The sequence below is a fragment of the Neoaquamicrobium sediminum genome (assembly GCF_013240295.1).
Classification (GTDB): Bacteria; Pseudomonadota; Alphaproteobacteria; order Rhizobiales; family Rhizobiaceae; genus Aerobium; species Aerobium sediminum.
Genome location: NZ_JABETK010000001.1, coordinates 137,172 through 160,021 on the forward strand (window position 1 = coordinate 137,172; position 22,850 = coordinate 160,021).

General features: G+C 63.0%; 20 protein-coding genes and 2 pseudogenes. 10 read left to right on the forward strand and 12 right to left on the reverse strand.

Features of this window, described 5'->3' with window-relative positions:
* The first annotated feature begins 106 nt into the window (after nt 1-106).
* From HK436_RS00735 to ku (HK436_RS00760), 7 genes are all read left to right on the forward strand, one after another.
* Nucleotides 107-784 (forward strand): AroM family protein, encoded by a 678-nt coding sequence (locus HK436_RS00735; protein WP_173186591.1) that lies wholly within the window; start codon nt 107-109, stop codon nt 782-784.
* Between the two features lie 36 nt (nt 785-820).
* The gene (locus HK436_RS00740) at nt 821-2,410 is read left to right on the forward strand and encodes an ABC transporter substrate-binding protein (protein ID WP_173186593.1); all 1,590 of its coding nucleotides are present in this window, start codon (nt 821-823) and stop codon (nt 2,408-2,410) included.
* Nucleotides 2,411-2,465: 55 nt separating this feature from the next.
* Complete coding sequence (locus tag HK436_RS00745) at nt 2,466-3,473, forward strand: ABC transporter permease (protein ID WP_173186595.1); 1,008 nt, start codon at nt 2,466-2,468, stop codon at nt 3,471-3,473.
* On the forward strand, nt 3,473-4,387 hold the full coding sequence (locus HK436_RS00750) for an ABC transporter permease (protein WP_173186597.1): 915 nt from the start codon (nt 3,473-3,475) through the stop codon (nt 4,385-4,387). The genes HK436_RS00745 and HK436_RS00750 overlap by 1 nt, the downstream gene beginning before the upstream one ends.
* The gene (locus tag HK436_RS30440; RefSeq protein WP_206680464.1) at nt 4,384-4,890 is read left to right on the forward strand and encodes an ATP-binding cassette domain-containing protein; all 507 of its coding nucleotides are present in this window, start codon (nt 4,384-4,386) and stop codon (nt 4,888-4,890) included. The genes HK436_RS00750 and HK436_RS30440 overlap by 4 nt, the downstream gene beginning before the upstream one ends.
* On the forward strand, nt 4,884-6,017 hold the full coding sequence (locus HK436_RS00755; RefSeq protein WP_206680465.1) for an ATP-binding cassette domain-containing protein: 1,134 nt from the start codon (nt 4,884-4,886) through the stop codon (nt 6,015-6,017). Before HK436_RS30440 ends, HK436_RS00755 begins: the two co-directional genes overlap by 7 nt.
* A 162-nt stretch (nt 6,018-6,179) precedes the next feature.
* Nucleotides 6,180-7,001 carry a non-homologous end joining protein Ku gene (ku, locus tag HK436_RS00760; protein ID WP_173186599.1) on the forward strand — a complete coding sequence of 274 codons (822 nt, stop codon included), beginning with the start codon at nt 6,180-6,182 and terminating at the stop codon, nt 6,999-7,001.
* Between the two features lie 3 nt (nt 7,002-7,004).
* Here ku (HK436_RS00760) and ligD read toward each other — a convergent pair.
* Both ligD and ku (HK436_RS00770) read right to left on the reverse strand, forming a co-directional pair.
* A pseudogene (gene ligD, locus HK436_RS00765) lies at nt 7,005-9,484 on the reverse strand (DNA ligase D).
* A gap of 3 nt (nt 9,485-9,487) precedes the next feature.
* Nucleotides 9,488-10,330, reverse strand: coding sequence for a non-homologous end joining protein Ku (gene ku, locus HK436_RS00770; protein WP_173186601.1), 843 nt, complete (start codon nt 10,328-10,330; stop codon nt 9,488-9,490).
* Nucleotides 10,331-10,471: 141 nt separating this feature from the next.
* Here ku (HK436_RS00770) and HK436_RS00775 point away from each other — a divergent pair, with 141 nt between their 5' ends.
* Together HK436_RS00775 and HK436_RS00780 are read left to right on the forward strand one after the other, a co-directional pair.
* Nucleotides 10,472-11,452, forward strand: coding sequence for an SDR family oxidoreductase (locus tag HK436_RS00775; RefSeq protein WP_173186603.1), 981 nt, complete (start codon nt 10,472-10,474; stop codon nt 11,450-11,452).
* A gap of 5 nt (nt 11,453-11,457) precedes the next feature.
* Nucleotides 11,458-12,528 carry a DNA topoisomerase IB gene (locus HK436_RS00780; RefSeq protein ID WP_173186605.1) on the forward strand — a complete coding sequence of 357 codons (1,071 nt, stop codon included), beginning with the start codon at nt 11,458-11,460 and terminating at the stop codon, nt 12,526-12,528.
* 19 nt (nt 12,529-12,547) lie between these two features.
* Here the strand turns inward: HK436_RS00780 and HK436_RS00785 are convergent, their stop codons facing one another.
* The 10 genes and pseudogenes from HK436_RS00785 to HK436_RS00830 all read right to left on the reverse strand — a co-directional run bounded on the left by HK436_RS00785 (nt 12,548) and on the right by HK436_RS00830 (nt 21,736).
* Complete coding sequence (locus tag HK436_RS00785; RefSeq protein WP_173186607.1) at nt 12,548-13,018, reverse strand: deoxycytidylate deaminase; 471 nt, start codon at nt 13,016-13,018, stop codon at nt 12,548-12,550.
* Nucleotides 13,019-13,023: 5 nt separating this feature from the next.
* Nucleotides 13,024-14,459, reverse strand: a pseudogene (locus HK436_RS00790) (aldehyde dehydrogenase family protein).
* Between the two features lie 17 nt (nt 14,460-14,476).
* On the reverse strand, nt 14,477-15,331 hold the full coding sequence (locus tag HK436_RS00795) for a dihydrodipicolinate synthase family protein (protein WP_173189840.1): 855 nt from the start codon (nt 15,329-15,331) through the stop codon (nt 14,477-14,479).
* 4 nt (nt 15,332-15,335) lie between these two features.
* Nucleotides 15,336-15,683, reverse strand: coding sequence for a ferredoxin family protein (locus HK436_RS00800; protein WP_173186609.1), 348 nt, complete (start codon nt 15,681-15,683; stop codon nt 15,336-15,338).
* A 6-nt stretch (nt 15,684-15,689) separates the two neighbouring features.
* On the reverse strand, nt 15,690-16,466 hold the full coding sequence (locus HK436_RS00805) for an enoyl-CoA hydratase-related protein (RefSeq protein ID WP_173186611.1): 777 nt from the start codon (nt 16,464-16,466) through the stop codon (nt 15,690-15,692).
* Nucleotides 16,463-17,644: a CaiB/BaiF CoA transferase family protein gene (locus tag HK436_RS00810; RefSeq protein ID WP_173186613.1), complete on the reverse strand. Its 1,182-nt coding sequence runs from the start codon at nt 17,642-17,644 to the stop codon at nt 16,463-16,465. The genes HK436_RS00805 and HK436_RS00810 overlap by 4 nt, the downstream gene beginning before the upstream one ends.
* Nucleotides 17,641-19,005, reverse strand: coding sequence for an FAD-dependent oxidoreductase (locus tag HK436_RS00815; protein ID WP_173186615.1), 1,365 nt, complete (start codon nt 19,003-19,005; stop codon nt 17,641-17,643). Before HK436_RS00815 ends, HK436_RS00810 begins: the two co-directional genes overlap by 4 nt.
* Before the next feature lie 76 nt (nt 19,006-19,081).
* Nucleotides 19,082-19,891 carry an ABC transporter permease gene (locus HK436_RS00820; protein ID WP_173186617.1) on the reverse strand — a complete coding sequence of 270 codons (810 nt, stop codon included), beginning with the start codon at nt 19,889-19,891 and terminating at the stop codon, nt 19,082-19,084.
* Nucleotides 19,891-20,688 (reverse strand): ABC transporter ATP-binding protein, encoded by a 798-nt coding sequence (locus HK436_RS00825; RefSeq protein ID WP_173186619.1) that lies wholly within the window; start codon nt 20,686-20,688, stop codon nt 19,891-19,893. The genes HK436_RS00820 and HK436_RS00825 overlap by 1 nt, the downstream gene beginning before the upstream one ends.
* Nucleotides 20,689-20,692: 4 nt before the next feature.
* The gene (locus HK436_RS00830) at nt 20,693-21,736 is read right to left on the reverse strand and encodes an ABC transporter substrate-binding protein (RefSeq protein ID WP_173186621.1); all 1,044 of its coding nucleotides are present in this window, start codon (nt 21,734-21,736) and stop codon (nt 20,693-20,695) included.
* A gap of 158 nt (nt 21,737-21,894) precedes the next feature.
* Between HK436_RS00830 and HK436_RS00835 the strand changes: the two genes are divergently transcribed.
* Nucleotides 21,895-22,800 carry a LysR family transcriptional regulator gene (locus tag HK436_RS00835; RefSeq protein WP_173186623.1) on the forward strand — a complete coding sequence of 302 codons (906 nt, stop codon included), beginning with the start codon at nt 21,895-21,897 and terminating at the stop codon, nt 22,798-22,800.
* Nucleotides 22,801-22,850: the final 50 nt, after the last annotated feature.

The following is a 22,850-nucleotide window of genomic DNA, read 5'->3' on the forward strand; positions in this document are numbered from 1 at the left end:
CGGCAGCACCAATCCGCGTTTCCCTCCTCACCTAGGGGAGTTCCCTATAGTCGCGCGGACTTTTTGACGGCTAGCTTGGTTCCATCAGCAGGAGGAACCGAGCCACATGTCCGGCATAGCGCGCATCGCATTCGTTACGATCGGCCAGACCCCGCGTTCCGACATCGTGCCGGAAATGATGGCCGAGATCACGGCCGGGCTCGACGCCAAACCTGCCTTCCAAGAATTCGGAGTCCTGGACCACCTTGAAGGCGACGCGCTGGATACGTTTCGCGCACACGATGGCGAGTTGTCGTTCGCGACCCGCCTGCGCGACGGCACGGAGATCATTACCTCCAAGGAACGGACCGAAGCGCGCCTGAACGAAATCCTGGCCGAGATCGATGCCGGCGGATTTGATCTTGTGGTGCTTCTGTGCACCGGTACCCGCATCGACCCGCTGAAGAACACGCTTGTGGTCGAAGCCCAGAGGATCGTGGACTCCACCGTCGAGGCGCTTGCCGCTTCCTGCCGCAAGCTGGGCGTCATCGTCCCGCTCGAAAGGCAGGTCGCGGAATTTGCGCGCCGGCACGTCTTCGCAGGAGAGCCGACCGTGGTGTCGGCGTCACCCTATTCGGGAAACGGCGTATCGGACGGCGCGAAGGGCGTGGCCGACTGCGACCTCGTGGTCATGCATTGCATGGGTTACACGGCCGCAATGCTGGATGAGGTCCGTACCCAGACGAATGCACCTGTTCTGCTCTCCCGGCGCGTCGTGGCAGGCGTCGTTCGCCAGATGATTTGAGGCTTGGGTTGAACACCTGAAAAAGGGGAACTATCGATGAAGAAAAACCTTGTTCTGGCCGCGATGGCAGCAGCGCTGCTGAGCGGCACCCTGATGACATCGCCGGCATCCGCCTTCGAGCGCACCGACAATGGCGAAATCATCGTCTTTGCCGGTCGCCAGGCGATCCCTGTTCTCGATCCCCATGTGCGCTACGACTGGTCGACGCGCATGATCCAGCAGGCCGTCTATGACGCGCTGGTCAAATACGAAGGCGACCCAGCCGAGATCAAGCCGTGGCTCGCCGAGAGCTGGGAGACGAGCGAAGACGGCAAGACCTGGACCTTCAAGCTGGTCGAGAACGCCAAGTTCCACAACGGCGACCCCGTCAACGCCGAGGCCGTGCGCTATTCTTTCGAACGCGGCCTCAAGCTCAACAAGGGCGTGGCCTGGATGCTGAAGGACTTCCTCGCACCCGAAGGCATCACCGTCGTTGACGACTACACCGTGCAGTTCGAACTCAAGGCGCCCTACGCGCCGTTCCTGTCTTTCATGCCCTGGTGGTTCATCGTCAATCCCGAGCAGGTCAAGGCCAACGAGGTCGACGGCGACTATGGCGAGAAGTGGCTGACGGAAAACGCGGCCGGGTCCGGTCCCTTCAAGCTCGGCCGCTGGGAGCCGAACGTCCTCTATGAAATCGAGGCCGTCGCGGACTACTGGAAAGGCTGGCCGCAGGGCGAGAACCGTCCGGCTGGCGTCATCTACCGCATCATCCGCGAACCGTCCGCACAGCGCGCGTCGCTGCAGCGCGGCGAGGTCGACATTGTCGAGGGCCTGACCTCTGACGACTATGTCCAGATCGCCAACACGCCCGGGATCGAGATCCAGAACCACAAGGGCATGACCACCTTCGGCATCAAGTTCAACACTCAGCAGGGCCCCACCGCCGACATCAACCTGCGCAAGGCGATTGCCTACGCGCTCGACTACGATGCGCTCATCCAGATCTACAACGGCGCGGCGTCCTTGCAGACGAGCCCCCTGCCCGATGCCATGCGCGGTCATATCGACGTCCCCGATATTCCGCGACAGGACATGGCCAAGGCGAAGGAATATCTGGCGAAATCCCAATATCCCGATGGGGGCATCACGCTGCCTTACGTCCATGTCGCCGGTCTGGAAGAGGCGCGTCGTATCGGCCTGGTGCTTCTCGAAAACCTCAAGGAACTGAACATCAACGTCGAGATCACGCCGGAGCAGTGGCCCAACATGGTCGCCAACGGCTCGCGGGTTGAAACCTCGCCGGCGATGACCTCGGTCTACGTCACGCCGATCTCGACCGACCCGGATGCGGTGGCCTATCAGTATCATAAGAATAGCTGGGGCCAGTATTACGCGATGGCGTTCTACGACAATCCGGAGGTTGCCGGTATGATCGACAAGGCTCGCGCCAGCACCGACTGGGACGAACGCGCCGATCTCTACGCAAAGATCCAGACGCAGATTGTCGCCGATCAGCCGGAGGTGTTCGGCATGCTCCAGAACCGCCGCTGGGCACACCGCGACTATCTGGAGGGCTTCAAGTTCAGCCCCGTACGGTTTACCGGCGAGGTCGACCTCTATCCCCTGTGGATCGACGCGGAATAATACCGCTACGCGGGGAGCGTCCGCGCTCCCCGCACCGACAAGGACCAAAGGCCACATGCTGAGCTTCACGCTGCGGAAACTGGCGACCCTGGTGGGAACCATGCTCGGCATCGCCGCGCTGACGTTTCTCATCACCAATGTCGCGCCGGGCGATCCGGCCCGCCTCGTCGCCGGCCCCAATGCCACCGAGGACATGGTCGAGACCATCCGCGTGGCAAACGGGCTCGACAAGCCTCTTCCCGAGCAGTTCATCATCTACATGAGTGGCCTGCTGCGGGGCGATCTCGGCACATCCATCGTGACGACGCGCCCCGTCATCGACGAGCTTCTGCGTTACGCACCGGCGACGATAGAGCTGGTTCTTGTCGCCATGGCCCTGGGCATATTCGTCGGCGTGCCGCTCGGCATGCTGTCCGCTGTCTACCGCAATAGCTGGTTCGACCACCTGACGCGGATATTCTCCATCTCCGGTGTAGCACTTCCGGCATTCTGGTTCGGCATACTCCTGCAGCTATTCTTCGCGGTCCAGATGGGCTGGCTGCCCGTATCCGGACGCCTTCCGCTCGTCGCACGGCCGCCGGAACCCATCACGCACCTGCTCCTCGTGGATGCACTTCTGCGCGGGCAGTTCTCCCTGTTCTGGACGGCGCTCAGCCACATCATCCTTCCTGCGGTCGTGCTTTCCTTTCCGTGCCTGGCCTCAATCCTGCGCGTCAATCGCGCCGAGATGGTCGAGGTTTTGCAATCCGACCACGTCGTCGCTGCCCGCGCGCACGGCCTGTCGTCGCGCCGCATCGTTGCGCTTTACGCGCTCAAGAACGCAATGCTGCCAACGCTTGCGATGATTGGCCTGCGCTTCGGCTGGATGCTGGGGTCGACGGTGCTGGTGGAAACCGTCTTCGACTGGCCGGGAATCGGCCTTTACGCGGTGTCGTCGGCGCTGTCGTCGGACTTCAAGCCGGTCATCGGCGTGACCCTGCTGATCGGCTTCTTCTTCATCATCGCCAATACAATCGTCGACCTCGCCTATGCATGGATCGACCCGCGCCTGAGGAACGCCTGATGACGACCAACGACATCACGCCCCCGGCCCGGCTCTCCTTCCGCGAGCGGCACGAAAGCAGCATCCGCCAGTGGCGTCTCTACGCCTACACCTTCGCCGGCAGCTTTTCCTCCATGCTGGGCCTCGTTCTGGTGCTGCTGTTCCTGTTTCTCGCAGCTTTCGGGCCCTGGCTAGCGCCCTACCCCGAGCATACGACCGGCGGCTTCGACATGGCTCAGCGGCTTCAGCCGCCCAGCGCCGACCACCTCTTCGGCACTGACGAGATGGGCTCCGACATCCTGTCGCGCGTCATCGTCGGTGCCCGAACCTCGCTTTGGATCGGGGTGCTCATCACCGGTATCGGTGCGCTCATCGGCATACCGCTGGGCATCATCGCCGGTTACAAGGGCGGCTTCATCCGCGCGGCCATCATGCGTCTCACGGAACTGTTCCTGGCGGTTCCCGGTCTGGCGCTCGCGCTGGCCATCGTCGCCGCCCTAGGCCCCGGGATTACCAACTGCGTCATAGCGCTGGCGATCGTATGGTGGCCGGGCTATGTCCGCCTGGTCGAAGCCAAGACGCTTTCGGTCAAGGAAGAGCTGTTCGTCGAATCCGCCCGCTCGCTCGGCGCTCGCACGCCATGGATCCTTTGGCATCACATCCTGCCGAACTGCTGGTCGCCGATCATCGTCAAGATGAGCATGGACATGGGCATGGCGATCCTTTCGGCCGCCAGCCTCGGTTTCATCGGGCTGGGCGCGCGTCCGCCGGCGCCGGAATGGGGTGCCATGATCTCGGTGGCGCGCAGCTACATGCCCGACTGGTGGTGGTATTCCTTCTTCCCCGGAGCCGCGACCTTCCTGACCGTGCTGGGCTTCAACCTTCTCGGCGACGGCTTGCGTGACATTCTCGATCCGAGGAGCCGCGAACGATGAGCGACCTACTCGAGATCAGAGACTTCACGCTCGACATCGATACGTTCGACGGCCCGGTCCATGTGTTGAAGAACATCAACCTCACCGTGAAGCGTGGCGAGACGCTGGGCATCGTCGGGGAGTCCGGCTCAGGCAAGACGGTGCTGGTCCGTTCCATCCTCGGCATAGGTCCGAAGCGCTCACGCACGATCAGCGGCAGCATTGCTTTCGACGGGACAGACCTATCGACTCTGAGCGACGTGGAATGGAAGAAGATCCGCGGCGTACGGATCTCTATGATCTTTCAGGACCCGATGACCTATCTCAATCCGCTGTTCACGATCGGGCAGCAGATCGGCGACGTGATCGCCGCGCATGGCCGCGCGACCGGCACACCGACGCGCCAGAAAGCGCGCCGCGCACGCAGCGAGGAACTGCTCGACCAGGTCGGCATCCCTGATCCGTCACGCGTCTGCGATCAGTATCCGCATCAGCTCTCCGGGGGATGCGCCAGAGGGTGCTGATTGCCATGGCGCTGTCCGGCAAGCCCGACCTGCTGATTGCCGACGAGCCGACCACCGCGCTCGACGTCACGGTTCAGGCACAGGTGCTCGACCTCATCAACGAGCTTGTCGAGAAGCTGAACCTCACTGTCATCATGATCAGCCACGACGTCGGCGCCATCGCGACCGTGGCGAAGCGATGCGCGGTGATGTACCACGGCGAAATCGTCGAGGAAGGCGAGACCGTCGAAATCCTGCGCGCGCCTCGGCACGACTACACCAGAAAGCTGCTTGCCGCCGTTCCCGATATCGACGCTCCGCTCGACCTGCAGCAAGCGCCGACGGCCAGCGCGCCGCTGCTCGAGGTCAAGGATCTGTCGAAGGTCTACGCGACGCGCTCGGGCGGCGAAGTCCGTGCCGTCGACGCGGTCGATTTCTCCGTGGCCAAGGGAGAGATACTCGGCATCGTCGGCGAATCCGGCTCCGGCAAATCGACGATCGCCCGCCTCGTGCTGCGCCTTATCGAGCCGACCGGCGGACAGGTGATCTTTGACGGGCAGGACATTACCGGGCTTTCCGGAGAGCCTTTGCGGCTCATGCGCCGGCATATGCAGCTCGTCTTCCAGAATCCGCATTCGGCGCTCAACGGGCGCCACACGATCGGCGATGCCATCGGCGAACCGTTCCGCATCCAGTCGAAGCTGTCGCGGCGTGACATCGACGCGGAGGTGGACAGGCTGCTGGACATCGTGCAGTTGCCGCGCCTGTTCCGCTATCGCTACCCGCACGAACTGTCGGGCGGCCAGAAGCAACGTGTGTGCATCGCTCGTGCCGTCGCGCTGAACCCGAAACTCCTGCTTCTCGACGAGCCGACTTCGGCACTCGACGTGTCCGTGCAGGCGCAGGTGCTGGCGTTCCTGCGCGAACTGCGTGAGGAACTGGACCTGACCTACGTCTTCATTTCCCACGACCTCGCGGTGGTGCGCGAACTGTGCGACCGGGTGCTGGTGATGAACCGAGGCAGGATCGTCGAGCAGGGCAAGACGGCGGACATCTTCAACGCGCCGAGCGAAGACTACACCCGAGGACTTCTTGCAAGCGCGCGCAAGACCTCCAAATCGGCCTTCACGTCAGTGGAGGCCGCGTGATGCGGTCGTGAGCATCGGCCGCGGCGTTTCCCGCGCCGAGGTTTCCATCGCGATTGCCAGCCGTCGATGTCCAGCGTCTCAGCGCCCTTGCCGTTGCCCTGCAGGGCAGACGGAACGAAGGAGAAGCTCCCACGTTGCCTGATCTGGAACGTGGAGACGGCAATGGCGCCACGCAGCTTCTGGAAGGGTTATCTGCGGCTTTCGCTGGTGACATGCCGGGTTGCGATGGTTCCTGCCACCTCGCCCAGAGGCAAAGTGCGTTTTCACACAATCAACCGAGCCACCGGCAATCGCGTCGAAAGTCGCTATGTCGACGAGGAAACCGGCAAGCCGGTTCGCGAGAGCGACGAGGTCAAGGGCTACCCTGTTTCCGAGGACAGGTTCATCCTGCTCGAGGATGACGAACTGGAGGCGGTCGCGCTCGAAAGCGCACGAACCATAGACATAGACACCTTCGTGGCTAGGGAGGAGATTCCCTGGATATGGCTCGACAAGGCGCATTATCTCACGCCCGACGACAAGATCGCCGAAGAAGCCTTTTCGGTGATCCGCGATGCGATGGCCGCCACGGGGATGGTCGGCATTTCGCGTGTGGTGCTCTACCGGCGAGAGCGCGCGTTGATGCTGGAGCCGCGCGGCAAAGGCATCGTCGTCTGGACGCTGCGATACGGTGACGAGGTGCGGGAAGCGGAAGACTATTTCTCCGGCATCGACAAAGGCAAACCGGATACAAAAGCGCTGCGCATAATCAGCAAGCTGATCGAAGAGCGCACCGCCGAATGGGACCCTTCCATGGTGCAGGACCCGGTGCAGAAGCGCCTGAAACGCATCATTTCTTCAAAGAAGAAAAAGCAGAAGCCGCCGGCACCGCGAAAGGGTGGGAAGAAGGAAGCACCGGCCGAGACGCCCGACAATGTGGTTTCGATCATGGACGCGCTGCGTAAAAGCGTCGAGGCCGAGAAGAAGGGCGGCAAATCGCGCTGACGGCTACGATTTTTTCGCGGCGAGCGGAGCAGCGGCCTTTCTGAAATCGGCCCATGGATCGGCATCGAGATTGTCGAGCCGCGCCATCGCATTGTCGACGGTAAAGTAGCCTGGGCCGATCTCAGGCCCTAGATCCTCCCAGCCCAGAGGCATGGCAACCGTTGCGCCCTTTCGCGCACGCGTTGAATACGGCGCAATCGCGGTCGCGCCGCGGCCGTTACGCAGATAGTCGACGAATATCCTGCCCTTGCGCTCCGCCTTGGTCGCCTTGGCGATGAAACTGTCCGGAGCATCCGCTTCCATGGAATCGGCAAGTTGCCGCGCGAAGTCCTTGACCCGTCCCAGCCGACCGAGGGTTTCAGGGGCGCGACGACATGGAGGCCCTTGCCGCCAGTGGTCTTGACGAAAGCGGTGAGCTTGGCGGCTTCCAGCCGCTCACGCACCTCAAGCGCAGCGTCGATCACCGTACTCCAGGCAACGCCATCGCCCGGATCGAGGTCGATCACGAGCTGGTCCGGCCTTTCGAGCTCGTCGAGGCTGGCCTGCCAAGTATGGATTTCCAGGGAAGCGCCCTGGACGAGGCCGACCAGTCCATCCAGGGAATCGACGGCTATCAGGGTGTCATCCTCGCCGTCTCCCTGCGGATCGCGACGTGTCATGATTTCGCCGCTCATCCCCTTCCAACCGTGTTTCTGGAAGAAGCACTGCTGGGTTGTGCCTTGCGGGCAGCGCACAAGCGCCAGAGGGCGCGAAACGACATGCGGGGCCATCAACCGCCAGACCTGAGCATAATAGCTCGCAAGCCCCTCCTTGGTGACACCGGCATCCTTCCAGTAGACACGGTCGGGGTGCGTGAGCTTCACCTTTGAGGTCGACGCCTTTCTGGTTGCCACGCCTTCATCCTCGCGCACCACTTCGCCGGCGGGCTTGTCCTCCCGCAGGCCACGAAACGCAGCATGGCGCAGCCTGCCATCCGCAGTCCAGTCGCGAAATTCGACCTCGGCGACCAATTGCGGTTTGACGAAACGGACGCCGCGCCGGGCTACCGCGTCGAGCTTGTCGGCAAACGGAGACGTCTTGCGCTCCAGGGCGCTGAGCCGCGCGTAGAGGTCCCGTGCTACATCGCGACTGAATCCGGTGCCGACACGCCCCACGTGACGCAACTTGCCGTCGTCGTAGACGCCGAGCACGAGCGAACCGATGGCCTGTTTCGACGTTGTCGAAGGCATGAAGCCGCCAACGACCATCTCCTGCCGGTCGCTGCATTTCGACTTGACCCAGTCGCGCCCACGACCGGAGGCGTATTTGCCGGAGGCACGCTTGGAAACGACGCCCTCCAGACTGAGGCGGCAGGCGTGGCGCAGCACAATCTCGCCGTCTTCTTCGAAGTGGTCGGAGTAGCGTAGCGTATCCGGCGCGCCCTCGATAAGCTTGGCCAGCGCCGCCTTGCGATCCACGAGCGCGGCCCCGCGCAGGTCGCGACCGTCCAGATAGAGAAGATCAAAGGCATAGTAGATGAAACGGTCGGCGCGACCGGCGCTCAAATCCGCCTGCAGCGCTGAGAAGTCCGAAGCGCCGCCTGAAGCTTCGACGACCAGTTCGCCATCGAGGATAGCCTGCTCGACCGGCAACGCGCCAAGCGCCTTCGGCACGTCTTTGCCGAATTTCGCAGTCCAGTCGAGACCGCTTCGGGTCAGCAATGTCACCTTGCCCTTTTCGATGCGGGCCTGGAGACGGTATCCGTCGAACTTGATCTCGTGGATCCAGCCCTTGCCGGCAGGCGCGTGCGGCTTCAGCGTGGCGAGCTGCGGCGCGACGAATTCCGGCATGCGCGCCTTCTTCGTGCCACGAACCGCGGGTGCAGCCTTCTGTGGCGCCTTGTCGATCTTGCCGGTCCGGGACGACCAGCCTGGCTCCTCGCCGGCCACGTCCGCGACCTCCCTGCCGGTTTTGACGGATTCCGGCCGTTCCTCCAGAATGTCGGGATCGTCTTCCGAGCGGGCCTGGTCGTCGTCGCCCTTTATCAGCAGCCAGTTGTCGCGCTTTTCTCGCGGCCGCTTCGCCATCCGCACGAGATGCCAACGGCCGGAAAGCTTCTCGCCCTCGAGCGTGAATTCGAGATGGCCCTTCTTAAGCCCCTTCTCCGCATCGCCTTCCGGCGTCCACGTCCCGCGATCCCAGACAATGACCGTGCCGCCACCATATTCGCCTTTCGGGATCGTTCCCTCGAAGTCGCCATAGTCGAGCGGATGGTCCTCGACATGGACGGCAAGCCGCTTCTCCGACGGCACAAGGCTCGGGCCGCGCGTCACGGCCCAGCTCTTGAGAACGCCGTCCATCTCCAGTCGAAAATCGTAGTGAAGTCGGCGCGCGTCATGCTTCTGCACGACGAAGCTGTTTCCGGCCGCAGCCTTGCGATCCGCGCCCTTCGGTTCGGGCGTCTTTTCGAAGTCGCGCTTGCGGCGATATGTGTCGAGCGCCATTGCTCAACCGGCCTTGCGTTTGGGTGTTGAAGCCGTCGAAGCCTTCTTCTTCGCGTTCCGCTTTCCCTTGCCGGCGGCGGCGGCACTCTCGCGCAGCGCTTCCATCAGGTCGATGACCTTGCCCTCGCGCTTTCGCTTCGGCTTTTCGATCTCGCGGCCCTCCGCCTTGGCCTTGACCAGTTCGGCGAGCGCCGCGTCGTAGCGGTCGTCGAAGGCGGACGGGTCGAACGTGCCGGATTTGGTGTCGATGATGTGCTTGGCGAGGTCGAGCATCTCGCCCTTGATCTTCATTTCGGGCACGGCGTCGAACGCATCGTCGGCAGCGCGCACCTCGTAGTCGAAGTTCAGCGTGTTGGCGAGGAGGCCACAGCCCCGCGGCCGGATCAGCAGGGTGCGCACCCGCCGGAACAGTACGGCGCGGGCCAACGCAACCACCTTCTTCTTGCGCATGCCCTCGCGCATCACGGCGAATGCCTCTTCGGCCGCTTCGTCTGCCGGCGCCACGAAATAGGGCTTGTCGAAATAGACCGTGTCGACTTCGTCGCACGGGACGAAACTCTCGACTGCCAGCGTCTTGTCGCTCTCCGGCACCGCCGCCGCGATCTCATCCGGTTCGAGCAGCACGTAGTTGCCCTTGGACGTCTCGTAGCCTTTGACCTGATCGTCGCGATCGACCGGCTTGCCGGTTTCCTCATCAACGTATTCGCGCCGGACGCGATTGCCGGTCTTTCGATTGACTATATGGAAAGAGACGCGGTCAGAAGTCGTCGCGGCTGCGTAGAGGGCAACCGCGCAACTCAATTCTCCGATACTGAGATGGCCTTTCCAGAGGGCTCTCGTCGCCATCGATGCTTCTCCGTATGCTCCACAACACGGGGCGCTGGCGAAGGTTCCGCGGCGGCGATCCGGGGCGGCATTGCGAATTCGAAGCCGTCTGGAACCATACCGATCCACCGCCGTTCTGCGCTCAAAATCGAGGAGCAGACGATGGCTGACCAGAAGCACGATGAAACCGCTGCCGACGCCGTCGAGCAGCAGCACCGCATCCAGCAGCAGGTGGACAGCAGCGACCAGGAGCAAGGCGACGGCGCGAAGCCCGGCGCGATGCAGGCAGGCGCCCGAACCTATCCGGTGCCGCCCTTTCCGAAACAGCATCAGGCCAAGCCGGGCGACGAGGCGATACTCGAGCCGCCGCCCATGTACGACGCGCCGTTCTGGCGTGGCTCGGGCAAGCTGGAAGGCATGACTGCACTGATCACCGGCGGCGATTCCGGCATCGGCCGCGCCGTCGCGGTTCTGTTTGCCCGTGAAGGCGCCGACGTCGCCATTTCGTATCTGAGCGAACACGAAGACGCCGAGACGACGCGGCTGGCCGTTGCTGATGAAGGTCGGCGTTGCCTGCTTCTTCCGGGAGACGTCAGCGATGAAGCCTACTGCCAGCATGCCGTGGAGCAGGTCGTGCAGGAATTCGGCAGGCTCGACGTGCTCGTCAACAATGCCGCCTTCCAGTATCACGCGGCCGGTCTCGAGGACCTCACAAGCGAGCACTTCGATACGACCCTGAAAACCAACCTCTACGGCTATTTGTACATGGCGCGCGCCGCCGTGAAGCACATGAAGAACGGCGGCGCGATCGTCAACACCGGATCCGTGACCGGCATCGAAGGGAGCGCGGAACTGCTTGACTACTCCATGACCAAGGGCGGCATCCACGCGTTCACGCGCGCGCTCGGCTCCAGCCTCGTTTCGAAGGGTATCCGCGTCAATTGCGTCGCGCCGGGGCCGGTCTGGACACCCCTCAACCCCTCCGAGCGCCCCGCGGAGCAGGTCGCGACTTTCGGTGCGAACACGCCGATGAAGCGACCGGCACAGCCCGAGGAGATCGCGCCGGCCTATGTCTTCCTCGCGTCACCGCAGTGCTCCAGCTACATCACGGGCGAAATCCTGCCCATCATCGGCGGCTACTGACGGCGATGGACGCGTTGGTTGCGGGCAATGACCCGTCGGAGGCCGCAGAGCGCGCCGATCTGGTCTATGTAAACGATGCCGAACCGGGCATCCGCAGGCGCCGTGTTGGAAAGGGCTTCGTCTATCTCGACGAGAAAGGCAAACGCCTCGGAAGCGAAACCATTATCGGGCGGATCAAGGCGCTGGCCATACCACCTGCGTGGATGGATGTGTGGATTTGCACTCTGGCAGAGGGGCACATCCAGGCCACCGGCCGTGACCAGCGCGGACGCAAGCAGTATCGTTACCATCCGGCCTGGACGGCCTGTCGCGACGAAGCGAAGTTTTCGAGCCTTGCCATGTTCGCCCGCGCACTGCCGAAACTTCGCAAACAGATCGACAGCGATCTTCGAAGGCGTGGCCTGCCACGCGAGCGGGTTCTGGCTTCGGTAGTCAGACTGCTCGACAACACGCTGATCCGGGTCGGAAACGACATCTACAGCCGTGACAACAAGAGTTTCGGCCTGACCACGTTGCGCTCGAAACACCTCGATGTGGAAGGGGCAAGCCTGCGTTTTTCCTTCATCGGGAAATCCGGGCAGAAATGGCGCCTGAAGTTCACCGACCGGAGGGTCGCGTCAGTCGTACGCGCAGTGCAGGAACTGCCGGGCCAGCGTCTGTTCCAATATCTCGGCGACGACGGTGAACGACGCGATATCCGCTCGCAGGACGTCAACGACTACATCAGGACTGCCATCGGTGCGGAGTTCACGTCCAAGCACTTTCGCACCTGGGGCGCGACGGTTTCTGCCGCGCTCGCGCTGGCGGCCAGGGAGTTGCCGCCCTCGAAGCGCCAGCAGGCAATCGCGCTCAACGAAGTGCTGGACGCGGTGGCGAAGCGCCTGCGCAACACCCGCGCCGTTTGTCGACGGTGCTACGTGCACCCTGCGGTCATCGAAGCCTGGCAGGATGGCACGCTGAGTGACGAAATCCAAACACTGCGGCGACGCTATCGGCAGCCACTGAAAGGCTTGGACATCGATGAATCCATCGTGCTGCGCTGGCTTTCAGCACGGAACGCCAATCTCGATCGGTAAGGTCCGGAAGGCTGTTGGATCAGTTTTTGTGCGCAGGCGGCTCATCAAGCGTCAGGAGGGAAATACCCGCCTCGCGCAGCATGGTCTCTGAAACATCGAAACTGTGATCGAGTTTTCCATCGTTCCGGGGCTTCGGCGGACATTCAACGCAGACGATGCCCGACTGTATGATCGCGCGGGTGCAATCCGCGCAGGGGAAGCGGTTCACGTAGATCGTGCATCCCGCGAGTGCAGTTCCCGCGCGCGCCGCATTGTAGATGGCATTGCGCTCGGCATGTTCGATCCAGAAGAATTTCTCGCCGCTCGCGCGGTCGAAACGGCGCTCGTCGGCTGACGAGACGCCACGCGGCAGGCCGTTATAGCCAGTCGCGCGGATCTCGTGGCCGGGCCCGACAACCACCGCGCCGACCTTGAAGTCGCGGTCTTCAGACCAGCTCGCGACCTCGTCGCATAGGCCGAGAAAACGATCACGCCAGACGTCGTCTCCCATTCGATTCACCCCGCGAAGACGTATGCGGTCTTCACCGTCGTGTAGAATTCGGCCGCATACCGTCCCTGCTCGCGCGGACCGTAGGAAGAGCTCTTGCGACCGCCGAACGGCACGTGGAAGTCGACACCTGCCGTCGGCAGATTGACCATCACCATGCCAGCCTGGGACCTGCGCTTGAACTCGCGCGCCGATTTCAGGTTCGTTGTGCAGATGCCGGCGGACAGGCCGAATTCGGTGTCGTTGGCCACCGCAAGCGCTTCATCGAAGTCCCCGACCTTGATGATCGAGCCGCAAGGCCCGAAGATTTCCTCGCGGTTGATGCGCATGGAATTGTCGGTACCGAGAAACAGGGCCGGCGCCTGAAAGAAGCCGTTTGTCGCAAGTTCGAGCCGCTCGCCGCCGATCACTTCGGCTCCTTCCTTGCCGGCAAGGTCGACATAGGCGAGGTTGGAATCAAGCTGCTTGCCGTCGACGACCGGTCCGATCTGCGTTTCGGGTGCGAGCGCATCCCCTACCCGCAGAGCCCGCATCCCGGCAACGAGCCTTTCGACGAACGCGTCGTGGATGCCGTCCTCGACGATCAGCCGAGACGAAGCGGTGCAGCGCTGACCGGTGGAGAAAAATGTCCCGTTAAGGCAAGCCGAAACCGCTACGTCGAGATCGGCGTCGTTGAGCACCACCATCGGATTCTTGCCGCCCATCTCGAGCTGGCACTTGCGCTTCAGTCTCCCGCAGACCTCGGCGATGTGGCTGCCGGTGCCCACAGACCCGGTAAACGAGAGAGCATCGACGCCGGGATGCGTGACGATCGTTTCGCCAACCACCGAACCGCGGCCCATCACGAGATTGAAGACGCCCGGCGGGCAGCCGCATTCGTCCAGCAGCCGTGCGATGACATGCGCGCAGGCAGGCGTCAGATCGGCCGGCTTGAGGACGACGCAGTTGCCGTAAGCGAGTGCCGGGGCTGTCTTCCACGCAGGAATGGCGATCGGGAAATTCCATGGCGTGATCAGGCCGACGACGCCGACCGGCTCGCGGGTCACCTCGACATCGATGTCGGGGCGCACCGATGCCAGCATGTCCCCGGTCACGCGCAAGGCCTCGCCGGCGAAGAACTTGAACACCTGGGCGGCCCGCATGGTTTCGCCGATGCCTTCGGCCAACGTCTTGCCTTCCTCCCGCGACAGCAGGCGGCCGATTTCCTGCGACCGTTCGGCGAGCTTGCGGCCCACAGCCTCCAGGAGATCATGGCGCGCTTGCGGTGTGGCGCGGCCCAACCCGGTGCCGCAGCACGCGCTGCCTCCACCGCCCTCTCCGCATCGGCGCTGCTGCCGTGCGCATAAAGGCCTATCACCTCGTCCCAGTTCGAGGGATTGCGGTTCTCGCCATAGGTATCAGCGCCGACCCACGCGCCGCCGATCAGATTGTCGTGCTTGTCCATTGCCGCTCTCCCCGGATTCAAACCTGTTCGGCGATGCTGTCGAGCGCCGCACGCGAGACATCGCCAAGCGGGACGAATGGCGGAAGTACACGGTTCCAGATTGTGTCGCCGGACCGCTTGCCGACGAGATATTTGACCGCCGGAACCAGAGGATGCGCGGCGATGTCGGCCCGCAACTTGCCGATCCGGGCAGCAAGGCCGTTTTCGTCTCCCTTTTCGACAAGGGTCGCGCAGAGCGGGGCGCTGATGTTGACCGTCGCAGAGATACATCCCGCAAAGCCCGCCTCCTTCGCCTCCCCGAGGGCCGTTTCCGAACTCGGGAAAACCTTGAGGCCCGGCACCGCCTTCACCAGCGCGCGGCAGTAGGCCAGGTCGCCGGAGGAATCCTTGATGCCGGCAAAGCGTTGCGGATTGGCCTTCGCCAGGCGCGCGACCACGTCGACCGGGATCGGCACGCCCGTCATTTGCGGGAAATTGTAGAAATAGACCTGGATCGGCGTATCGCCGAGCGCGCGATCCAGCGCTTCATACCAGGCCACGAGACCATCATCGCTGACCGGCTTGTAGTAGAACGGCGGCAGGACGAGGGCCACCCGATAGCCCATGTCGGCGGCCGACCGGGTCAGGTCGAGCGTGTCTTCCAGCGCCGGCAGGCCGGTGCCAACCATCAGCTTGCCGGCATCGAACGCCCCTGCCGCCCAGGCCATGACGTGCTTGCGTTGCGCGACGCCGAGCGAATTGGCCTCGCCCGTCGTGCCAAGCACGTTCAGGGCATCGCAGCCATTGGCCAGTGCCCAGCCGCAGTGCTCCAGGAAGGCCTCTTTCAGGGCACGACCATTCTCGTCAACCGGTGTCGGAACCGCGGCTACTATGCCTTCATGCTGTCTTGTCCTCGATCATTCTACGTGGGAATTCATGCACTGCGCGGTGGTCCGGTATCGGCTTGTCGCCGCGGCGCCAGCCTCCAGGCTCGTTCAGTTTTCCGTCGGCGTCATAAAACACGTCATTGTTGATACGCACAAACGCTTGTTCAGCTTCGCCCACCTCGTCGGCGTAGCGGATTGCGTCAACGGGACAAATGCTTTCGCACATGCCGCATTCGATGCATTCCACCGGGTGGATGTAGAACATCCGCTCGCCTTCGTAGATGCAATCGACGGGGCAGCTTGTCGTGCAGATCCCATCCTTGACGTCGATGCACGCGCTCGTGATGACCAGAGGCATTGCAGCTCACTTTCCCTGCCAGACAGGTGCCCGCTTCTCCCGGAAGGCCAGCACACCCTCGTCCTGATCTTCGGAAAGGAGCGCTGCGATCAGCTCCGGGGTCTGGAAGGAGCGCGCCTCGCGCGGTGAGAGATGGGCGGTCTTTCGCACCGTTGCCTTTATGGCTTTGGTCGACAGAGGCGCACAGGCGAGAATGTCGGCCGCCCAGGCATCGACCTCCGCGTCCAGCCGTTCGGCAGGCACGACCGCGTTCACGAGGCCGTAGGCGGCGGCCTCGGTCGCGCTCATCATACGGCCCGTCAACATCAGGCCCGCCGCGATGTTGCGCGGCACGAGCCGTTGCAACGCGACCATGCCGCCGTCGAGCGGCAAGCGCCCCACCTTCGCCTCGGGAAGGCCGAAACGCGCGGTATCCGCAGCGATGACGATGTCGCAGCCAAGGACCATCTCCATGCCGCCGCCCAGAGCCAGCCCGTTGACCCGCGCGATAACGGGCACGTTCAGGCTCTCGCGCAATGAGATGCCGCCGAAACCGTTGGGGTTCTGCCGCGCCCAGTATTCCAGCCCTGAGAGGCCGGAACCTGATTTAAGGTCCGCGCCCGCCGAGAACGCACGGTCGCCCGCGCCGGTCAGAACGACGCAACGGAGCGCGTCGTCGCTCCCGATCTTCTGCCAGATCGCTTCCAGCGCCGCTTCCGTATCGGCGTCCACCGCGTTCATGCGCTCAGGCCGGTCGATCGTCACCCTTGCCACATGCCCGTCGACTTCGAGGCGAACTGTCATTCCGCTGCCCTCGCCGTCGGGTGCAGGCCGAACTCGTCGATCACCTCCTGGGTATGTTCGCCGAGACGCGGCGGCGCGTGCCGGAGGACCAACGGTGCGTCGCTGAGATGAACCGGCGAGCCGACGACCGTGAGCTGTCCCAGCACCGGATGCTCGAAATCGAGCAGCATGCCGTTGATGGCAGTCTGGGGGTCGTCTAACGCCTCGCTGAGCGCGCGCACCGGCGCGCACAGCAAGTCCTGTTCCTCCAGCCGCGCGATCCAGTGGGCAGTCGTGTTCGTCGCGAAGGCATCCCGGAAACGCCCCTGCAGGTAGGGCTTGTCCGCACGCTGGCTGGCGAGATCGGGAAACCGGTTCGACAGGTCTTCGATCCCCAGAGCGGTGCAGATGTCGCGAAGGGGATTTGCCTTGAAGGCACCGACCACGACCAGCGCGCCATCCGTGGTGTCGAACACGCCGGTGAGCGGCATCGCGGCCCAGTTGAGCACTTCGCGATGCTTGCTCCATTGAGCGGCTTCCTGCATCTGCATCGCGATCATGGAATCGTAGAGCGACACCGAGACCTTCTGGCCGTGGCCCGTCTTGCCGCGCGCCAGAAGGGCGGCAAGAACGCCCTGAACCAGATGCATTCCGGCGGTATAGTCGCACAGCGTCGTCGGGTAGATAGAGCGCGGTATGGACGGGTCGGAGGTCTTCTCCATGACACCGCTCATCGCCTGCGCCAGCACATCCTGCCCACCCTTATGGGCATAGGGACCCTTTTCACCGAACCCCGTGCCAGAGGCGCAGATAATGCGCGGGTTGATCGCCTTCAAAGTCTCGTAGCCGAAGCCGAGACGGTCCATGACGCCGGCGCGGAAGTTATCGACCACAACATCGGCCTGACGCACAAGGTCGTAGACCATCTGCTTGCCGGCAGGCGACTTGGTGTCGATTTCCACGGAGCGCTTATTGCGGTTGAGCGAGGAATAGACGGCATTGTTCATGCCGGCCTCGGACCGTTGATCGAAGAAATTGCGCGACAGGTCGCCGGCGCCCGGCCGTTCGATCTTGATCACATCGGCGCCGAAATCCGCCAGCATCTGCGTGGCGCAGGGGCCGAGCATGACCTGGGTGAAGTCCAGGATGCGGACTCCGGAAAGTGGGAGAGTATCGGTATTCACGGTCGTGTCCTTCATTCGGCGGCGACATTTTCGACGAGTGCGTTTGCAGACGGAACGTCGCCCGGGTCAGCGCCCTGCGCGCGCATGCGTTTCTGGATGGTCGCGACATCGGCGTCCCGCAGCGCGCAGTTCTGGTCCAGCGCCACCGCGACCGCCACGCCGGCCGCCTCGCCCTGGGCCATACAGGGCGGGATCTCGCGCGAAAGCTTCTGTGCCTCGCTCTCGACGGAGTAGTGCCGGCCGGCAACGATCAGATTGTCGATGCCCTTGGGCAGCAGTGCGCGGAACGGCGTGTAATAGTCGCGGCCACGGCAGACGCTGTCGGAGAAGTGGCGACGAGAGCGCACGTCGTCGCGCGTGACGACATATTCTCCCTGCAACAGCCGCGTCTGGCGAATTCCGATCTGCTCCGCGGCGCCCAGCATCTTTGCGTTTTCGAAGCCCGGCAGGTTTTCGCGTACGAAAGCCAGCAGCTTCATCATCCGCGAGCGGCCTTCCACCTCGGCGGCCAGCATGTCCTCGGGCGAGAGGCCGTCATAACCCGGCATGTGCGGACAGTTGCACCACACGATGCCCGGCAGGGGCGTCTTCAGCCACCACATGCCCCAGGCACCGCCGATGACCCGGCGCACCTGCCGGTCGAGCGCCTTGTATTCTTCCGGGTTCTCGTATTCGAAGGCTTCCGCCTTGTCCGTGTCGACGTCGCACAGGCGGAACACGGTCGTGACGATATACTGTCCGGTCATGAACGATGCCCCGGCCGAGGATGCCACGTCGAGGTCGCCGCTGGCGTCGATCACCATCTTTGCACGGATCGCCTGACGACCAAGCTTGGTCTGGCAGATCACGCCGGTCACGCGGCCGTCCTCCACCATCGCTTCGGAAAACCAGGAATGCAGGCGCAGGTTCACGCCGGCTTCGCGCACGAGGTCGAGGCTGACACGCTTCCAGCAGTCCGGGTCGAACGCGACGGCATGGATGATCGGCTGCGGCATGCCGGTCTTGTGGAAGTCGATGCAGCCCCAGCGCGACCACTTCTTCCACATATCCCAGTTGGTGAGGCAGTCCTGCGACGGCGGATAGACCGCGCCGTCCTGCGCTGCCATCCGATCGACGAACTCGCTGACGATACCGGTGGTGACGATCTCGTTTCCGTCGTTGACCATGTCGTCGAGAACGAGAACCATGCCGCCGGACGCCATACCGCCAAGGTGATGGTAGCGCTCCAGAAGGGTGACGGAGCAGCCGTTCCGGGCAGCGGAGACGGCCGCGCTCAGACCGGCCGGACCACCGCCCACGACGACCACGTCGCAATCGGCAACGACCGGTATCTGCTCGCTTCGGTTCAAGGAAATATGCGTTGTGTTGGTGCTCATTTCGGCGCACTCCTCCCGTTGAGCCGCTGCGGGCGGCCCTGTTTCAGTTCAAATTTTGCTTCTGCTCAGGTTGTGCTCACCATCGCACAACCAGCCGTTCAACGACCGAGACCGAGACGAACAACAGCACCGACAGGCCGGACGACAGGAAGACGGTCGCGTAGAGCAAGGCGGAGCGGAAGTTGAATGTGGCGTCGAGGATCAACGCGCCCAGCCCGAGATCGGCCCCGAACCATTCGCCGACGATCGCACCGATGACGCAGGTGGTGGCCGCGATCTTCAGTGCCGAGAACAGGAACGGCAGCGAGGACGGCAGGCGGATCTTCCAGAACACCTCCGACTTTGAGGCCGACAGGATACGGGCCAGCTCCAGCGCCTGCGGGCTGACCGCCTGCAGGCCCCGCACCATGTTGACCAGGGTCGGGAAGAAGCAGATAAGCGCCGCGATCACCACCTTCGCCGTCAGGCCTGCCCCGAAAATCAGGACCAGGATCGGCGCGATGGCCAGGATGGGGATGGTGTTGATGAAGACCGCGATCGGAAAGAATGCGCGCTCGGCCAACCGGCTATGCACGAACGCCACGGCGATCAGAACCGCGGCCAGATTGCCGACGACAAACCCCAATACGCTTTCGTAGAAGGTCGGCCAGAAGTTGCGCATGAGCTGCGGAAACTCGCCGACGAGCGTCGATGCCACGGCACTCGGCGTGGGCGCGATGTAATCGGGCACGCCAAAAGCACGCACGCCGACTTCCCACACCGCAATCAGCGCCGCAGCGGTTGCCACCGGCGTGGCGATGGCGATCACCCGGTTTCGCCGTGCCGCGGCGATCTCGGCGGCTTCGTCTGTCTGGATCACATTCAATGCGTTTTCGAGGGTGGTCATCAGCACGCCTCCAGCAGTCCGCGCAGATGCGCGGAATAGCGGGTGAATTCCGGCGTATCGCGCTGTGCGATACTGCGCGGATACGGCAGATCGATATCGACGATTTCGTGCAACCGGCCTGGATGCGCCTTCAGCATCAGCACCTTCTGCCCGAGAAACACCGCCTCGGGGATCGAGTGCGTGACGAACAGTATCGTCACGCCCGTCTCTTCCCACACCTTCAGAAGCTGCAGGTTGAGATGGTCCCTGGTCATCTCGTCGAGGGCGCCGAACGGCTCGTCCATCAGAAGCAGCTTTGGCTGGCACACCAGCGCGCGGGCGATCGCCACACGCTGGCGCATGCCGCCTGAGAGTTCGTGCGGCAAGGCGTTCTCGCGCCCCTTGAGCCCTACCAGTTCGAGAAGCTCCATCGGGGTCTTGTCGCTGACCGGAATGTCGATGCCGCGGCTGCGGCCGATCTCCAGCGGAAGTTCGACATTCTTCAGGGCGCTGCGCCAGGGCAGCAACGTTGCGTCCTGGAAGACGAAGGCGAACTCGCGCGCCAGTCGCGCTGCCTCCGTCGTTTTGCCGAAGACCGAGACCTCACCCGCCGCCGGCGGGATGAGGTCGGAGACCAGACGAAGCAATGTGGACTTGCCGCAACCGGACGGGCCGAGGATCGAATAGAAGGCGCCCGCCTCGATCTCAAGACTGATGTCCTGAATAGCCGTGAACTGCCCGAACTTGACCCAGGCATTGCGCAGGCTGGCTGCAGGGACCTGGGTTCCTGCAGCGCCATTCGTCGAAACAGCGACCATTGGATCAGCCGACCTTCGGGCGGACGTCGGCCGTCTTGTCGAGAATGTCCAGCGTCATGATGTCGTCGACCGTCGGAGCATCCTTGGCGAACTGATCGAGTTCCGCATAGGTATCGATCTGGGCCTGCCAGTTCTCACGCGTCATAACACCCCAGCCGCCGGTCTTGGTGCTTTCGCTGAAGGAATAGTCGACCACGAGCGGCACGGCCTTGAGTTCGCTATCCCTGTCGACATTGGGCAGGCGCTCGACGAGATGGTCGACGGCCTCCTCCTGATTTTCACGCACCCATCCCCAGCCTCGGGAGATCGCACGGATCATCGCTTCGACCTTGTCGCCATGTTCGGCCAGCACGCTGTCGGTGGTGTAGAACGGATTGGCATAGAGCTGGATGCCGGCATCCCACAGGGTCATGTCGACACGCTCGTCGCCGAGCACCGACAGCGCGTTGACGTTGGTTTTCCAGCCCGTGATCGCGTCCACCTGCCCGGTCATCAGCGGTGCCATGTCGCTGCCGATCACCTTGAGCTCGACCTGGTCTTCGGAAATGCCATTCTTTGCCAACAGGGCTCGCAAAAGGATGCGTCCTGTCGCCTGAGTACCGATGACCTTGCCGATCATGTCCTGCGGGGTCTTGATCGGGTTCTTCTTCAGCGAGAAGTAGGTGTAGGGGTGCTGCTGATAGCCGGCCGCGATGCATTTGATGGGAATGCCTGCCGAACGCGCCAGAAGCAGCGAAGGGCTGGACGAGACTTGGCCGAGATTGGAGCGGCCGGAAGCGACGGATGCGACGCCGTCGACATTCGGCCCGCCCGGTACTATTTCGAATTCCAGGCCTTCCTCAGCGAAGTAGCCGAGCTTGTCGGCGGCGATCTCGCCAAGGTTGCCGTTGCCAGTCAGCCAGCCGAGCTGCATCGACACCTTGAATTTGTCCTGTGCTGCTGCGCGCGAGATGGCGATGAAGGTTCCCGCGCCCGCCAGGCCTGCGGCGGCGCCCACGGTCTTGAGAAACGAGCGGCGGTTTACCCCTTTGGAAATTGCGTGCGACATTTGCAGTTCTCCCGGTTCCAACGATTGTGGCGATGGGCCGACTGTTCCCCGTGCCGGCTTCCATCACGAAGAGTAGAAGGGATATGCCTGATGCAAAAAGTGCAAAAACATGCTAACAGTGAGGCATATTCTGCATCGCCCCTTTCAGGAGCTGTACGGTGCATTCCAACTTTCTGCGGTACTTTGACGAAGTCGCCCGGCAGGGCTCGATCCGGAAAGCCTCGGCAATCCTCAACGTCTCGTCGACGACCGTGAACCGCAAGATCATCAGCACCGAAGCCGAGATGGGGGTTCGCCTGTTCGAGAGAACCCCGGAAGGGGTGACGCTGACAGATGCGGGTGCCATTGTCCTCGAGCATTGCCGCAAGACGCTGCACGACTACGAGCGCACCAGAACGCTCCTTGACGACATCCGCGACCTGCGTGCCGGCCATCTCAACATCGCGGCGATCGATTCCGTGACATACGGGCTGCTGCCGCGCATCCTTCTCAGCTTCAACAGCATCTATCCCCAGGTGACGTATTCGATCACCACGGCACAGCCCGACGAGATCATGCAGGCGGTTGCCGACGGCTTTGCCGACATCGGCATAACATTCACGTTCGATCTGCACCCGGACGTCCGCGTCATTTCCGAAAAGACCGCGCCTATAGGCATTATCATGCGGCCGGATCATCCGTTTGCAGGTCGCACCAACCTGACGATTGCCGATATAGCCGGGCAGAAAATGGTGCGCACGGTCGATGCGCGCGGCCGCAATTCGATCATCGACCAGGCGATTTCCGGCATGTCGGCGGCGCTGTCGACGAGCTGCTTCACCGACACTCTCCATGTTGCCAAGCAGATGATTTTGGCCGGGCGCGGTGTGGGCCTCTACACCAAAATCGGCTTTTACGAGGACATCCAGCAAGGCACGCTGTGCTTCGTGCCCCTGATGCACGACGTGCTTCTCAACCTGAGGATCGGCGTCGTGATGTCCGCGTCGTCCGGCATCTCGCCGCCTGAACGGCTGCTGGGCAACGAAATCCGTCGCGCTTTGGCGCAACTGCGGCTCGATTCGTGATCCGATGGTGAAGTGACCGGAGCGCGTTTCGGCGCCGAATTGACACGCGA